This window comes from Burkholderia sp. BCC1972 (assembly GCF_905339605.1).
Lineage (GTDB): Bacteria > Pseudomonadota > Gammaproteobacteria > Burkholderiales > Burkholderiaceae > Burkholderia.
Genome location: NZ_CAJPGH010000022.1, coordinates 70,232 through 85,280 on the forward strand (window position 1 = coordinate 70,232; position 15,049 = coordinate 85,280).

Genomic DNA, 15,049 nt, shown 5'->3' on the forward strand with positions numbered 1-15,049 from the left:
TCCGCAGAAATAGAAGCGACCATGACACGATTGCTGGTGCTGCACGGCCCCAACCTGAACCTTCTCGGCACCCGGGAACCGGAGGTGTACGGCCGCGTCACGCTCGCGCAGATCGATCAGGCGCTTGCCGCACGTGCCCGGGAAGCCGGCGCCGAGCTGTCGTCGTTCCAGAGCAACCATGAAGGTGCGCTGGTCGACCGCATCCAGGCCGCGCGGGAGGAACAGACCGATTTCATCCTGATCAATCCGGCCGCGTATACGCACACGAGCGTCGCGATCCGGGACGCGATCGCCGGCGTTGGCATCCCGTTCGTCGAGGTTCACCTGTCGAACGTGCATCGCCGCGAAGCGTTCAGGCACCACTCCTACTTTTCCGACCAGGCCGAAGGCGTGATCTGCGGGCTCGGCTGGAAAGGTTATCTGTACGCGCTCGAGTACGCGCTGGACAAGCTGCAAGGCACGTCGCGCGGCTGATTTCGCGATCTAGATTCAGCGCCGGCCCCTAACCGGCGCTTTCACGTATTGAAAGGGGAATTCCCGATGGATCTTCGTAAGCTGAAAACTCTGATCGACCTCGTTTCCGAATCCGGCATCTCCGAGCTGGAAGTGACGGAAGGCGAAGGCAAGGTGCGCATCGTCAAGAACGCACCGCCGGTCTATGTGCAGCCGACGGCTGGGTATGCCCCGCAAGTCAGCGCGCCCGCTCCGTCGGCCGCGCTGCCGGCCGAAGGCGCTGCCGCGCCGGCCGCAGGCGGCGCTGCCGCACCGGCCGTCCCGCAGGGCCACGTCGTGACGTCGCCGATGGTCGGCACGTTCTATCGCGCGCCGTCGCCGGGCGCGGACCCGTTCGTCCAGGTCGGCGACACGGTCAAGGAAGGCCAGACGATCTGCATCATCGAAGCGATGAAGCTGCTCAACGAGATCGAGTCGGACAAAGCCGGCGTGATCAAGGAAATCCTCGTCGAGAACGGCCAGGCCGTCGAATACGGCCAGCCGCTTTTCGTGATCGGCTAAGCCCGCCGCGCGGCCCTGCCGGCCGCGCGCCGCCGATGCTCGCCAGGCGCCGTTCGCGCGCCCCTCGAAGAGACGAATACTCGCTATGTTTGAAAAAATCCTCATTGCCAACCGCGGTGAAATCGCGCTGCGCATCCAGCGCGCGTGCCGCGAGCTCGGCGTCAAGACGGTGGTCGTCTACTCGGAAGCCGACAAGGAAGCCAAGTACGTGCGCCTCGCGGACGAAGCCGTCTGTATCGGCCCGGCCCCGTCGAACCTGAGCTACCTGAACATGCCGGCGCTGATCAGCGCCGCGGAAGTCACCGACGCCGAAGCGATCCACCCCGGCTACGGCTTCCTGTCGGAAAATGCCGATTTCGCGGAACGCGTCGAGCAGTCCGGCTTCACGTTCATCGGCCCGCGCCCGGAAACGATCCGGATGATGGGCGACAAGGTCACCGCGAAGCAGACGATGATCAAGACCGGCGTGCCGTGCGTGCCGGGCTCGGAAGGCGCGTTGCCGGACGATCCGAAGGAGATCGTCAAGATTGCGCGCGCGATCGGCTATCCGGTCATCATCAAGGCGGCAGGCGGCGGTGGCGGGCGCGGGATGCGCGTCGTGCACACCGAGGCTGCGCTCGTCAACGCGGTCAACATGACCCGCGAGGAAGCCGGCCGTGCGTTCGGCAACCCGCAGGTGTACATGGAGAAGTTCCTCGAGAACCCGCGCCACATCGAGATCCAGGTGCTGTCGGACGCGTACAAGAACGCGATCTGGCTCGGCGAACGCGATTGCTCGATGCAGCGCCGCCACCAGAAGGTGATCGAGGAAGCGCCGGCGCCCGGCATTCCGCGCCGCCTGATCGACCGCATCGGCGACCGCTGCGCCGACGCATGCAAGAAGATGGGCTACCTCGGTGCGGGCACGTTCGAATTCCTGTACGAAAACGGCGAGTTCTACTTCATCGAGATGAACACGCGCGTGCAGGTCGAGCACCCGGTATCGGAGCTGATCACGGGCGTCGACATCGTGCAGGAACAGATCCGCATCGCGGCCGGCGAGAAGCTCACGCTGCGCCAGCGCGACATCCAGTTCCGCGGACATGCGATCGAATGCCGGATCAACGCCGAAGATCCGTTCAAGTTCACGCCGTCGCCGGGCCGGATCACGTCGTGGCATACGCCGGGCGGCCCCGGCGTGCGCGTCGATTCGCATGCCTACAATGGCTATTTCGTGCCGCCGAACTATGATTCGATGATCGGCAAGCTGATCACCTACGGCGCGACGCGCGAGCAGGCGATCCGCCGGATGCGCATCGCGCTGTCGGAAATGGTCGTCGAAGGCATCCAGACCAACATCCCGCTGCACCGAGAGCTGATGATCGACTCGAAGTTCGTCGAAGGCGGCACCAGCATCCACTACCTCGAAAACCGGCTCGCGCAAAAGCAGCAGGTCGCACCGGAAGAAGCGTAAGCATGAGCTATCGCGAACTCGTCGTCGAACTGGCCCGTGAGCATGCGGAGGCGCTGTCCGACGCACTGCTCGACCTCGGCGCGCTGTCGGTGTCCGTCGAGGACGCCGACGCCGACACGCCCGACGAACAGCCGCTCTTCGGCGAGCCGGGCCTCGTGCCCGACCGCACCGCGTGGCAGCACTCGCGCGTGGTCGCGCTGCTGTCGGCCGACCATGAGCCGGCCGTGCTGCTCGCCGCGGCTGCAAACGAGATCGGCATCGCCGACACGCCGACGTTCGTCGTCCGCGAAGTCGAGGAGCAGGACTGGGTGCGGCTCACGCAATCGCAGTTCGAGCCGATCCCGATCGGCGAGCGGATCTGGGTCGTGCCGTCGTGGCACGATGCACCCGATCCCGACGCGCTCGTCCTCGAACTCGATCCGGGCCTCGCATTCGGCACCGGCAGCCACCCCACTACGCGCCTGTGCATGGAGTGGCTCGAGCAGTCGGTGAAGCCCGGCCAGTCGGTGCTCGACTACGGCTGCGGCTCGGGCATCCTCGCGATCCTCGCGAAGAAATGCGGGGCGAACCCCGTGATCGGCATCGACATCGATCCGCAGGCCGTCGAGTCGGCGCGCCAGAACAGCGAGCGCAACCGTGCGGAAGTCACGTACGGGCTGCCCGACGCATGCCCGGACGGCGAATTCGACATCGTCGTCGCGAACATCCTGTCGAACCCGCTGAAGCTGATGGCGTCGATGCTCGCATCGAAGGTCAAACCGGGCGGGCGCATCGCGCTGTCGGGCGTGCTCGCGCGCCAGGCGGACGAAGTCGCGGCCGTTTATGCGCGCTACGTCGACATCTCGGTCTGGCGCGAACACGAAGGTTGGGTATGCCTCGCCGGAACCCGGCGCGAAAGCCATTAGAATAGCGCTGTCCTTCACTCTGGCCAGCAGGCCGCCCGGCTCGACATGCTTCTTGCGACGCGCTGCCCTCATTGCGAAACCGTCTTCCGGCTGCAGCAGGAACAGCTCTCGCTGCATGAAGGGCTCGTGCGCTGCGGCCATTGCCACGAAGTCTTCAACGCGTCCGAATCGCTCGTTCCCGAGCACGCGCAGCAGCCCGAACCGGCACTGACCGAGGCGGCGGCTGCGCAGGACGACACCCACGCACACCATCAGGCCCCGCCCGCACGGCTGTTCACCGCCGACGCTCCGGCCGGGTCGCCATCCGAGTCCGATTACAAGCCCGAAGGCTGGGACATGTGGGCGCCGTGGCTCGACGCCGGCGTCGATCCGTCGCTGCAGCACAGCGTCGAGACCGTCCGCACCGGGCCGCTGATTCCGCTCGCACTCCCAGCCACGGAAGCCGGCATCGTTCACCTGTCGGGTACGCCAGCGCCCTTCCCGGCCCCGACCGAACTCGATGCGACATCGACCGATGTCGCGCATCCGGCCGAACCGCATTCACGGCAGACGGAAACCGACACCGAAGCATCGCCCGCGCCGGTCGAGCACGACCCGCGCGAGCCGCGCTTCGTCGCCCACGTTCCGCCGAAACCGGAAGCAGCGCCCGATGCGGCCGAACCCGTCGGCCACGCGCGCTTCCCCGTGCCGGACGACGATCGCGCGCCGCGCGAGCCGCGTTTCGCGTTCACGCCGGCACCGGCCGTCTCCGAACCTGAACCCGAAACCGGATCCGAACCCGACGCGTTCGCCCGGCATGACAACGCCGCGTCCGCAGCAGCGGCAGCCGAGCCGGCCGCCCAACCGGTCGTCCAACCGGCCGTCCCGTTCCCGGCCGCACTGACCGACGACGACCGCCCGCACTTCGCGGTCACGCGCGAGACGCGCGCGCCGCAGCAGCGCGGGATGCTCGGCGGCTTTTTCGGCGGCCTCGTCGCGGCCGCGCTGGTCGGGCTGCTCGTCGCGCAACTGGCGTGGTGGCAACGCGAAACGCTAATGATCTACTGGCCCGTCACGCAGGGCTGGTTCCGGCAGGCGTGCGCGCCGCTCGGCTGCACGGTCACGCCGCCGCGCGCGATCGACGGGCTGAGGCTCGACGCGACCGACCTGCGCCAGCTCGACGGCCCGCGCGAGCTCGAACTGAAGGTGCCGCTGACGAACCGCTACCGCGTCGCGCTCGCGTACCCGTCGCTCGAACTCACGCTGCTCGACGACACCAATCACGTGACCGTGCGCCGCGTGCTCGCGCCGCGCGACTACGTGCGCCCGGGCACGCCGATCGACGCCGGGCTGCCGCCCGGCACCACGCAGACGATGGTCGTCCGCCTCGAAACGAACGGCAAGCCTGCGTCGAATTTCCGCGTCCAGATCTTCTATCCGTGACGCGCCGCGGCGCGCGCATGCGCGCCCGTCTCAACCCGCGCGCCTCCGGCGCGCTATTTCGGAGCACGAACATGAGCAAAGTTACGCTGGGTGGCAACCCGATCGATCTCGCCGGCACGTTCCCGGCCGTCGGCGCCCAAGCCGCCGATTTCAAGCTGGTCGGCAAGGACCTCGCCGACCTGTCGCTCGCCAGCTTCGCGGGCAAGCGCAAGGTGCTGAACATCGTGCCGAGCCTCGACACGCCGACCTGCGCGACGTCGACCCGCAAGTTCAACGAAGCCGCGTCGTCGCTCGACAACACGGTCGTGGTGGTCGTGTCCGCCGACCTGCCGTTCGCCGCCACGCGCTTCTGCACGACCGAAGGCCTCGCCAACGTCGTGACGGCCTCGACGTTCCGCACCGGCCGCGCGTTCGCGAACGCGTACGGCGTCGACGTGACGAGCGGCCCGCTGAACGGCCTGACCGCACGCGCGGTCGTCGTGCTCGACGCGCAGGACAAGGTGATCCACGCGGAACTCGTCGGCGAAATCAAGGACGAGCCGAACTACGATGCAGCGCTCGCCGCACTGAAGTAAGCTTTCTACCGCTTTCCCCTGCCGCGCCGCGCCCTTCGCGCGGCGTTGTCGCGCAGGGTCCCTCATTTCTACAGGAACGCACACCTTGGCTACGCTGATTTGCGGCTCGATCGCCTACGACTCCATCATGACCTTCGAAGGGCGGTTCCGCGAGCACATCCTGCCCGACCAGGTGCACCTCATCAACCTGAGCTTCCTCGTGCCGACGATGCGTCGCGAATTCGGCGGCTGCGCGGGCAACATCGCGTACGCGCTTCACCTGCTCGGCGGCGACGCACGCGTGATGGGGACGGTGGGCGCGCTCGACGCGCAGCCGTATCTCGACCGGCTCGACCAGCTCGGCCTGCGCCGCGACCACGTTCGCGTGTTGCCCGAAACGTATACGGCGCAGGCGATGATCACGACCGATCTCGACAACAACCAGATCACCGCGTTCCACCCGGGCGCGATGATGCAGTCGCACCTGAACCATGCGGGCGACGCGCCGGACATCAAGCTCGCGATCGTCGGCCCGGACGGCTTCGACGGGATGGTGCAGCACGTGGAAGAGCTCGCCAAGGCCGGTGTGCCGTTCGTGTTCGACCCGGGCCAGGGTCTGCCGCTGTTCGACGGTGCGACGCTGCGCCGCAGCATTGAACTTGCGACCTATGTAGCGGTCAACGACTACGAGGCCAAGCTGGTGAGCGACAAGACGGGATGGTCCGAAGATGAAATCGCCAGCCGGGTCGACGCTCTCGTCATTACGCGTGGCGAGCACGGCGCGACCATCCGCCACAAGCAGGGCACGGAGCAGATTCCCGTCGTGCCGGCCGAGCGTATCGCCGATCCGACCGGCTGTGGCGATGCCTTCCGCGGCGGCCTGCTGTACGGCATCGAGCATGGCCTCGACTGGGCAACCACGGGGCGCCTCGCGAGCCTGATGGGCTCGATCAAGATCGCCCACCAGGGGCCCCAGACTTACGCACTGACGCGCGCCGAAATCGACGCGCGCTTCGAGACTGCATTCGGTTACAGCCTCAAATGAATATTGTGGGAGCGCAAAAATGTTGACGAAAAAAACCCTCACGCTCGCGGCCATGCTGACGGCCACGCTGACGCTCGCCGGCTGCTTCACGGCACCCGGTTCGGCCGATGTCTATAGCGTCGGCCAGGCGCAGCGCGAACAGACGGTCCGCATGGGCACGGTCGAAAGCGTCCGCGCGGTACGCATCCAGTCCGACGGCGGCGGCAGCGCGATCGGCACGCTCGGCGGCGGCGCCCTCGGCGCGGTCGCAGGCAGTGCGATCGGCGGCGGCAAGGGCTCGATCCTGACGGCAATCGCCGGCGGCCTCGTCGGCGCGGTCGCGGGTAACGCGGTCGGCGAAAACCTCAGCACGGCGAACGGTGTCGAAATCACCGTGCGCCTCGACAACGGCGATCTTCGCTCGATCACGCAGGCAGCGAGCGGCGAAGCGTTCCGCGCCGGCGAGCGCGTGCGGCTGCTGTCGAGCGGCGGCGTCACGCGCGTCACGCACTAACCGGCATCCTCAGCACGCGGCGCAAGCCGCGGTCGAACGCATGTGCGAAGCTGCACATGCGTTTTTTTTCGTCCGGACTCGCGGCAACCTCCCGTTCGGTGAGTCCGGACGAAAAAAAATCCCGCCACCTGAGCCAGATGGCGGGACTGATTGAGTAGCGCTACTCAACCCACGGACACCACGTGAGTGTCCGGGTGGTGCTGGCCAGCCGAGATTACGGACGGCTGCCGGTCGGGAACGGCCACGCAGCTGCCGGGTTGAGCGCGGTCTTCACGCCCGATGCCGGCGCAACCGATGCAGTCGACGCGGTCGTTGCCGGCGCAGCCTTCTTCACGACGGCCTTCTTCGGAGCAGCAGCCTTCTTCGCCGGAGCAGCAGCCGCCTTCGCAGGGGCAGCCTTCTTGGCAGGCGCAGCCTTCTTCGCGGCAGCCTTCTTCGCAGGCGCGGCCTTCTTCGCAGCAGCCTTCTTCGCAGGCGCAGCCTTCTTCGCAGCTGCCTTCTTCGCCGGTGCTGCCTTCTTCGCAGCAACCTTCTTCACTGCGACTTTCTTGGCTGCAACCTTCTTCGCAGCGGCCTTCTTAGCCGGTGCTGCCTTCTTTGCAGCAACCTTCTTCACCGCGACTTTCTTCGCTGCGACCTTCTTTGCAGCAACCTTCTTCACCGCGACCTTCTTCGCTGCGACCTTCTTTGCAGCTGCCTTCTTCGCCGGTGCTGCCTTCTTCGCAGCAACCTTCTTCACGGCGACTTTCTTCGCTGCGACCTTCTTCACTGCAGCGGCCTTCTTCGCCGGAGCAGCAGCCTTCTTCGCAACGGTCTTCTTGGCAGCAACCTTCTTAGCAGCCGGTTTCTTCTTGGCAGTAGCCATGTTGTTCTCCTTCAGGTTCAGATGAGAGTCAGTTCAAACTACACCCTTCGTCAAAACCCGCTTCCCGCGGACGCTGTTCAGGACGTGCGCTTCGAAGCGGGCTATTCATCGGCGTACGCGGATACCACGCGCTTACGCTAATGAATACGGTATGGCGCGCGTGACCACTTGGCCTCGCGCGCCAAATCAAGTCGGTAGCCGGCGCACCTCGCGCCGCTACCCCTAATCGCTTGATCAAGCGGACCGCCACACGGCCGTCCGCTTTATCCGGAGGGAAGTTTGCCCATCCCACTGAAGGGTTCGCAAAGTGCCTGTCGTATCGTTGGGCCGTTAAGGCACCGGGCATGCTTTGCATCAGGCGTTCTTGCTCCTAAACCTTGGGCCGGGGCCGAGAGGCCACCGGCTGCTCACATCATGTGACGGGTTCGCTGCTGCGGGTTATTCCCAGGACAGCGCGCCCCCCGTCTGATACTCGATCACACGCGTCTCGAAGAAGTTGCGTTCCTTCTTCAGGTCGATCATCTCGCTCATCCACGGGAACGGGTTTTCCTCGTTCGGATACAGCGGGTCGAGGCCGATCTGCTGGCAACGGCGGTTGCTGATGAAGCGCAGATAGCTCTTGAACATCGACGCGTTCAGGCCCAGCACGCCGCGCGGCATCGTGTCCTCGGCGTAGCGGTACTCGAGTTCGACAGCCTGCTTGAACAGCTCGCGGATCTCGGCGCGGAATTCCGCGGTCCAGAGATGCGGATTCTCGAGCTTGATCTGGTTGATCAGGTCGATGCCGAAATTGCAGTGCATCGACTCGTCGCGCAGGATGTACTGATATTGCTCTGCAGCACCCGTCATCTTGTTCTGGCGGCCGAGTGCGAGGATCTGCGTGAACCCGACATAGAAGAACAGGCCTTCCATGATGCAGGCGAACACGATCAGCGACTTCAGCAGCTTCTGGTCCGCTTCGAGCGTGCCGGTCTTGAAGGCCGGATCCGTCAGCGTGTGGATGAACGGGATCAGGAATTCGTCCTTCGCGCGGATCGACGTGACCTCGTGGTACGCGTTGAAGATCTCGCCTTCGTCGAGACCGAGCGATTCGACAATATATTGGTACGCGTGCGTGTGGATCGCTTCCTCGAACGCCTGGCGCAGCAGGAACTGCCGGCACTCGGGCGCCGTGATGTGGCGGTACGTGCCGAGCACGATGTTGTTCGCCGCGAGCGAATCGGCCGTCACGAAGAAGCCGAGGTTGCGCTTCACGATGCGGCGCTCGTCCTCGGTCAGACCGTTCGGGTCCTTCCACAGTGCGATGTCGCGGGACATGTTGATTTCCTGCGGCATCCAGTGGTTCGCGCAACCGGCCAGATACTTTTCCCACGCCCACTTGTACTTGAACGGCACCAGCTGATTGACGTCAGTCTGGCCGTTGATGATGCGCTTGTCGGCGACATTGACCCGCGCTTCCGAACCGCCGGCGGGAACAGCCGATGCTTGCGGCGGCACCGCAAGATCGCCTTCGAAAATGTCACGGACCTGATGGGCGGCAGGCGTTGCCGCCTGCATTCCGACAGCCATCCCGGCGGAGGTGCGCATCGCGTTTTGCTGCGCTCCGCTCGCGGGGGTTACGGCAGTCTTCTCGTCATCCCAGTTGAGCATAAATTCTCACCATCAATTTAGAACGGTTTGTACCATCTTTTCCTGAGCGATAAAAGGGTTCGCTCACGAAAAATCCTTTTTTCGATTCGCGTTGCGACCTCGATACAACACTTTGAGCAACGCATCGTCGTTCATGCAGCGCGCGATGTGAGTCGCGCTTGTATCGCGAGGTGCGCTCGACGCATCGAACGCTGATCGAAACGCGACGTCGTCGGGGATGTTTCGATCGCTTGTCACTGCCTGCAACGCAGGTGCCGCGTTACAGATTCCTTATCATTTTTTTAGTTGAGAGCGGCGCACACTTCAACCTCGATCGGTCGTCGTGTGCGCCGCCGTTGCCTGCTTCTCAGGTCAGGCGCACTGCGTTACTGGCACGCTTCGCACTCGTCGAAGCCCGGATCGCCCGGACGCATCGTGCACACCGGACCGTCGGCCTCGACCGGCGCGAGCGCCGATGCCGCGTCGACTGCACCCGACGACGATGCCGCACCGCCTGCCGCGCCGAAGCCGCCGGCTGCGCCTTGCGCGCCGCCGCTGCTCGAGCCGCCACCCGTCGGCACTGCGTTCAGCGCGCCGTGTGCGACCGTCGACTTCTCGACGTGCGTCGCCGCCATCGTGCGGAGGTAGTAGGTCGTCTTCAGGCCGCGCAGCCATGCGAGCTTGTAGACCTCGTCGAGCTTCTTGCCCGACGCGCCGCCCATGTAGATGTTCAGCGACTGCGCCTGGTCGATCCACTTCTGGCGACGCGATGCCGCTTCGACCAGCCACGTCGGGTCGACTTCGAACGCGGTCGCGTAGATCGCACGCAGGTCGGCCGGGATGCGGTCGATGCGCGACAGCATGCCGTCGAAGTACTTCAGGTCGGCGACCATCACTTCGTCCCACAGGCCGCGTTCCTTCAGGTCGCGAACGAGGTACTCGTTCACCACCGTGAATTCGCCCGACAGGTTCGACTTCACGTACAGGTTCTGGAAGGTCGGCTCGATGCATGCCGACACGCCGATGATGTTCGAGATCGTCGCCGTCGGCGCGATCGCGACGCAGTTCGAGTTGCGCATGCCGTGCGTGGCGATCCGCGCACGCAGCGTCGTCCAGTCGAGCGATTCCGACGTGTCGACCTCGACGTAGCCGCCACGCGCTTCGGCCAGCAGCTTCAGCGTGTCCTGCGGGAGGATGCCGCGATCCCACAGCGAGCCGCGGTAGCTCGAGTAGCGGCCGCGCTCCTCGGCCAGTTCGGTCGACGCGTGGTACGCGTAGTAGCAGACGGCTTCCATCGAACGGTCGGCGAACTCGACCGCCGCTTCCGACGCGTACGGCGTACGCAGCAGGTGCAGGCAGTCCTGGAAGCCCATGATGCCCATGCCGACCGGGCGGTGCTTCAGGTTCGAGTTACGCGCCTTCGGCACCGCGTAGTAGTTGATGTCGATCACGTTGTCGAGCATGCGCATCGCGACGCTGATCGTGCGCTTCAGCTTGTCGTGGTCGAGCGCGTAGCTGCCGTCGGCCTGCTTCACCAGGTGGGCGACCAGGTTCACCGAGCCGAGGTTGCACACCGCGATTTCGGTGTCGCTCGTGTTCAGCGTGATTTCCGTGCACAGGTTCGACGAGTGGACGACGCCGACGTGCTGCTGCGGCGAGCGCACGTTGCACGGATCCTTGAACGTGATCCACGGGTGGCCCGTCTCGAACAGCATGCCGAGCATCTTGCGCCAGAGCTGCGCCGCCGGGACCTTCTTGAACAGCTTGATCTCGCCGCGCGCGACCTTGTCTTCGTAAGCCGTGTAAGCCTTCTCGAAATCGGCGCCGAACTTGTCGTGCAGGTCCGGACAGGTCGACGGCGAGAACAGCGTCCAGTCGCCGCCTTCCATCACGCGCTTCATGAACAGGTCGGGAATCCAGTTCGCCGTGTTCATGTCGTGCGTACGGCGACGGTCGTCACCGGTGTTCTTGCGCAGCTCGAGGAACTCCTCGATGTCGAGGTGCCACGATTCGAGGTACGCGCAGACCGCGCCCTTGCGCTTGCCGCCCTGGTTCACCGCGACGGCCGTGTCGTTCACGACCTTCAGGAACGGGACCACGCCTTGCGACTTGCCGTTCGTGCCCTTGATATGCGAGCCGAGTGCACGCACGCGCGTCCAGTCGTTGCCGAGGCCGCCGGCGAACTTCGACAGCAGCGCGTTTTCCTTCAGCGCTTCATAGATGCCGTCGAGATCGTCCGCGACCGTCGTCAGGTAGCACGACGACAGCTGCGAGCGGTGCGTGCCCGAATTGAACAGCGTCGGCGTCGAGCTCATGAAGTCGAAGCTCGACAGCACGTTGTAGAACTCGATCGCGCGCGTTTCGCGGTCGATCTCGTTCAGAGACAGGCCCATCGCGACGCGCATGAAGAATGCCTGCGGCATTTCGATGCGCGCGCCTTCGACGTGCAGGAAGTAGCGGTCGTACAGCGTCTGCAGGCCGAGGTAGCCGAACTGCAGGTCGCGGTTCGCGTCGAGCGCTTCGCCGAGGCGCTTCAGGTCGAACTGCAGCAGCTTGTCGTCGAGCAGGCCGGCGTCGACGCCGCGCTTCAGGAACTGCGGGAAGTATTCGGCGTAGCGGGCCGGCATCTCGGCCTGCACGACTTCCTCGCCGAGGATCTCGCGACGGATCGTGTGCAGCAGGATGCGGGCCGTGACCTGGCTGTATGCCGGATCCTTTTCGATCATCGTGCGCGCTGCGAGGATCGCCGAGTCGTAGACCTGGCTCATCGGCACGCCGTCGTACAGGTTCTTCACCGTTTCCGCGACGATCGGGTCAGGGTTAACCGCAGCGCCGAGGCCGTCGCATGCCGACACGATCAACGCACGCAGCGCGTTCAGGTCGAGCGGGCGCGTGACGCCGTTGTCGACGACGTTGATGCCGGTGCTCGCCTCGCCGCCCGCTGCCGCTGCTTCCTCGCCCGCATGCTGGCGCTCGAGGTGGCGCTTCTCGCGGTACAGCACGTACGCACGCGCGACGTTGTGCTCGCCGCCGCGCATCAGCGCGAGTTCGACCTGGTCCTGGATGTCTTCGATATGGAACGTACCGCCGTTCGGGCGGCTGCGCACGAGTGCGCGCACGACGTTGTGCGTCAGCTGTTCGACTTGCTCGCGCACGCGTGCCGATGCCGCGCCCTGCCCGCCGTTGACGGCCAGGAAAGCCTTGGTCACCGCGATCGCGATCTTCGAAGGTTCGAACGACACCACGCTGCCGTTGCGGCGGATCACCTTGTAGTCGGCGAACGTGGCCTGCGGCGCGAGCGCCTTCGCGCCCTGTTCGGTCCCGCCGAGCGGACGGCTCGAGGCGCTCTCGTACTGGGACGTCGCGTTGTCGGTGGTTTGCATGTGCAAAGCTCCTGGTGTTGGATGGTGCGGAGAGAACCGCGGATTAAAACGAACGCTGCGCAATGCGGTGCGCGAGCGGTAAGAGGCGAGCGATGCGCCGGGGAAGCCGGTTCGGTCGATGCGCGACAACCTGGCCGGTCGTGTGCTTCGTCATGTCTACCCTGCCCCGTCGATGTTCGCTGCGCTGATCGCGACGCCCGGACCGCCCGGCCTGGCGCGCCGCCCTGAGAACCCTGTCCGCCGGCGTTGCCCGCCGGCCGGTGCCGCTCGGGTTTCCCCTGCGGCACACACTATATCTAGTACAGAACTACTCAACTGGCACCAAGTATAGTGGACATTCGGACGAGGTCAAAACGGATAATTTGCGATGAAGGTCTTGACATCGCGCACGCGCAGACACGACAAGGCATTGGTCGGAGAAAAAACTTTCTCCGCTCAAAAAACCCCGCGATCAGTGCTGACGGAAAGGAAAGTATTCGGCGGAAAACCCGGCATCGCTCGCGAAGCGTTGCCAATCGAAGTGCGGGCCGGGGTCGGTCTTGCGGCCCGGCGCGACGTCCGAGTGCCCGGCGAACGCGTCGACCGGATAGTGCTCGGCGAGCGTGCGGGAGAGCGCGGCCAGGACCGCGTATTGCGCGTCGTCGAACGGCACGTCGTCCGCGCCTTCGAGCTCGATGCCGATCGAGAAGTCGTTGCAGCGCGTGCGGCCGAAGAACTCGGACGAACCCGCGTGCCATGCGCGCTCGTCGCACGACACGAACTGCACGAGTTCGCCGCCGCGGCGGATCAGGAAGTGCGCGGAGACACGCACGCCGCGCAGGTGGCTCTGGTAATAAGGGTGCGCATCGCAGTCGAGGCGATTGAGGAACAGCGACTCGATCGCGTCGCCGCCGAATTCACCGGGCGGCAGGCTGATGTTGTGGACGACCACGAGCGTCGGCACCGCACCCGCGGGCCGCACCTCGAAGTTCGGCGACGGCGCATGGCGCGCTTCGCGCACCCAGCCGTTCGCATCGACCGACAGCACCGGCGCGTCGCTCATCGCGCGTCGTGACCGCTTGCGCGCGCGGCGTGGCGCTGCGCGTGCTCGGCGCTGCAGAAGTAGTCGCCGCCCGCGGCGATCGCATCGCCCTTCGGCGCATGCACGCCGCATTCGGCACAGCGCACCATCGGCTCGGGCAGCGAGCGCGCTTCGCCGTTCGGACGGGCCGCGCCGGGACCGCCGGCGCCGGGCGCGCCGTCGTAGCCGGCGCCGCGGCCGGTGCGCGCCTGCGCGTGCTCCTGCGCCTGGCGCAGCTTGCGCGCGAGCCACGAACCCGCGAAGAAGAGAAGGATCAGGAGAAGAATCTGTCGCATCGGAAACCTGCGTTCAAACCACGGAACGGTGCAGCAGCACCTCGAAAACGAACCGGCTGCCGACATACGCGAGCAGCAGCGCGGCGAACGACACGAGCACCCAGCGCGCGGCGCCGCGGCCGCGCCAGCCCGACGTCTTGCGCGCGACCAGCAGGCCGCCGAACATCAGCCACGACAGGATCGCGAACACGGTCTTGTGGTCGAGGCGCAGCGCGCGCGCGTCGACCTGCTCGCTGAACAGGATGCCCGACGCGAGCGTCAGCGTGAGCAGCACGAAGCCGGCACCGATCAGGCGGAACAGCAGCTTCTCGAGCGTGAGCAGCGGCGGCAGCGTTTCGAGCCAGCTCGCGATCCAGCCCGTCGAGCCGTCGCGCCCGCCGCTCCTCAGCGACTGCAGCCGCCGCTCGACCATCAGCATCAGGACCGCATGCAGCGCGGCGATCGCGAACAGGCCGTACGCGATGTTCGCGATCAGGAAGTGCAGCTTGAACAGCGGCGCTGCGGCATAAGGAAGCACCCGCACGCCGCCGAACACGAGCGGCAGCAGCGACGCGCCGCACGCGAGCGGCAGGACCAGCAGGCGCAGGCTGTCGAGCGGGAAGAAGAAACTCTCGATCCAGTAGATGCCGGCGCCGAGCCAGAACATCGCAGACAGCGCGAACGCGAAGCCGAACACCATCGAGTCGTTCGGAAAGATCGTCATGTGGAGCAGCACGCCGTGCGCGACGAGCGCGGCGAACAGCAGCGCGCGGCCGGCCCCGCTCATCCCGGACGCGGCGGACGCGGGAACCGGCACGGCCGGCACGCTCGCGACGAGCGGCGTCGCGCCCTGGCGATGCGTGCGCCAGCCTGCGACGGCGAGGCCGCCGTACAGGAATGCGGTGAGGGCATACAGTACAATATCCATGTTCGAAGTTTACACTAGGCCCC

The 15,049-nt window shown here is 65.7% G+C and carries 15 protein-coding genes; 8 read left to right on the forward strand and 7 right to left on the reverse strand.

Annotation, left to right across the window (positions count from 1 at the left end; translation table 11 throughout):
- The first annotated feature begins 21 nt into the window (after positions 1 to 21).
- The 8 genes from aroQ to U5798_RS26910 all read left to right on the forward strand — a co-directional run bounded on the left by aroQ (position 22) and on the right by U5798_RS26910 (position 6,886).
- Complete coding sequence (gene aroQ / locus U5798_RS26875; RefSeq protein WP_011350880.1) at positions 22 to 474, forward strand: type II 3-dehydroquinate dehydratase; 453 nt, start codon at positions 22 to 24, stop codon at positions 472 to 474.
- Between the two features lie 66 nt (positions 475 to 540).
- Positions 541 to 1,014 (forward strand): acetyl-CoA carboxylase biotin carboxyl carrier protein, encoded by a 474-nt coding sequence (gene accB / locus U5798_RS26880; RefSeq protein WP_124455339.1) that lies wholly within the window; start codon positions 541 to 543, stop codon positions 1,012 to 1,014.
- Positions 1,015 to 1,099: 85 nt separating this feature from the next.
- The gene (gene accC, locus U5798_RS26885; protein WP_124455338.1) at positions 1,100 to 2,467 is read left to right on the forward strand and encodes an acetyl-CoA carboxylase biotin carboxylase subunit; all 1,368 of its coding nucleotides are present in this window, start codon (positions 1,100 to 1,102) and stop codon (positions 2,465 to 2,467) included.
- Between the two features lie 2 nt (positions 2,468 to 2,469).
- On the forward strand, positions 2,470 to 3,372 hold the full coding sequence (gene prmA / locus U5798_RS26890; protein ID WP_124455337.1) for a 50S ribosomal protein L11 methyltransferase: 903 nt from the start codon (positions 2,470 to 2,472) through the stop codon (positions 3,370 to 3,372).
- A 45-nt stretch (positions 3,373 to 3,417) separates the two neighbouring features.
- A complete protein-coding gene (locus tag U5798_RS26895; protein ID WP_322083767.1) occupies positions 3,418 to 4,794 on the forward strand; it encodes a DUF3426 domain-containing protein in 1,377 nt (458 codons plus the stop codon).
- Between the two features lie 71 nt (positions 4,795 to 4,865).
- Positions 4,866 to 5,369 (forward strand): thiol peroxidase, encoded by a 504-nt coding sequence (gene tpx / locus U5798_RS26900; protein ID WP_034182673.1) that lies wholly within the window; start codon positions 4,866 to 4,868, stop codon positions 5,367 to 5,369.
- A gap of 85 nt (positions 5,370 to 5,454) precedes the next feature.
- The gene (locus U5798_RS26905) at positions 5,455 to 6,393 is read left to right on the forward strand and encodes a carbohydrate kinase family protein (protein WP_124455335.1); all 939 of its coding nucleotides are present in this window, start codon (positions 5,455 to 5,457) and stop codon (positions 6,391 to 6,393) included.
- A gap of 19 nt (positions 6,394 to 6,412) precedes the next feature.
- Positions 6,413 to 6,886 (forward strand): glycine zipper 2TM domain-containing protein, encoded by a 474-nt coding sequence (locus tag U5798_RS26910; protein ID WP_006476977.1) that lies wholly within the window; start codon positions 6,413 to 6,415, stop codon positions 6,884 to 6,886.
- Positions 6,887 to 7,100: 214 nt separating this feature from the next.
- Here the strand turns inward: U5798_RS26910 and U5798_RS26915 are convergent, their stop codons facing one another.
- The 7 genes from U5798_RS26915 to U5798_RS26945 all read right to left on the reverse strand — a co-directional run bounded on the left by U5798_RS26915 (position 7,101) and on the right by U5798_RS26945 (position 15,026).
- Entirely contained in the window at positions 7,101 to 7,751 is a 651-nt protein-coding gene (locus U5798_RS26915) for a histone H1-like DNA-binding protein (protein ID WP_124455334.1), read from the reverse strand.
- A 28-nt stretch (positions 7,752 to 7,779) separates the two neighbouring features.
- The gene (locus U5798_RS26920; RefSeq protein ID WP_124455333.1) at positions 7,780 to 8,106 is read right to left on the reverse strand and encodes a hypothetical protein; all 327 of its coding nucleotides are present in this window, start codon (positions 8,104 to 8,106) and stop codon (positions 7,780 to 7,782) included.
- Positions 8,107 to 8,189: 83 nt separating this feature from the next.
- Positions 8,190 to 9,401: a ribonucleotide-diphosphate reductase subunit beta gene (locus U5798_RS26925; RefSeq protein WP_014898151.1), complete on the reverse strand. Its 1,212-nt coding sequence runs from the start codon at positions 9,399 to 9,401 to the stop codon at positions 8,190 to 8,192.
- Positions 9,402 to 9,766: 365 nt separating this feature from the next.
- Positions 9,767 to 12,763 (reverse strand): ribonucleoside-diphosphate reductase subunit alpha, encoded by a 2,997-nt coding sequence (locus tag U5798_RS26930; protein WP_124455331.1) that lies wholly within the window; start codon positions 12,761 to 12,763, stop codon positions 9,767 to 9,769.
- A 451-nt stretch (positions 12,764 to 13,214) separates the two neighbouring features.
- Complete coding sequence (gene ampD / locus U5798_RS26935) at positions 13,215 to 13,805, reverse strand: 1,6-anhydro-N-acetylmuramyl-L-alanine amidase AmpD (RefSeq protein ID WP_124455329.1); 591 nt, start codon at positions 13,803 to 13,805, stop codon at positions 13,215 to 13,217.
- Positions 13,802 to 14,119 carry a PP0621 family protein gene (locus U5798_RS26940; protein ID WP_124455328.1) on the reverse strand — a complete coding sequence of 106 codons (318 nt, stop codon included), beginning with the start codon at positions 14,117 to 14,119 and terminating at the stop codon, positions 13,802 to 13,804. Before U5798_RS26940 ends, ampD begins: the two co-directional genes overlap by 4 nt.
- A 13-nt stretch (positions 14,120 to 14,132) precedes the next feature.
- On the reverse strand, positions 14,133 to 15,026 hold the full coding sequence (locus tag U5798_RS26945) for an inner membrane protein YpjD (RefSeq protein WP_059236271.1): 894 nt from the start codon (positions 15,024 to 15,026) through the stop codon (positions 14,133 to 14,135).
- Positions 15,027 to 15,049: the final 23 nt, after the last annotated feature.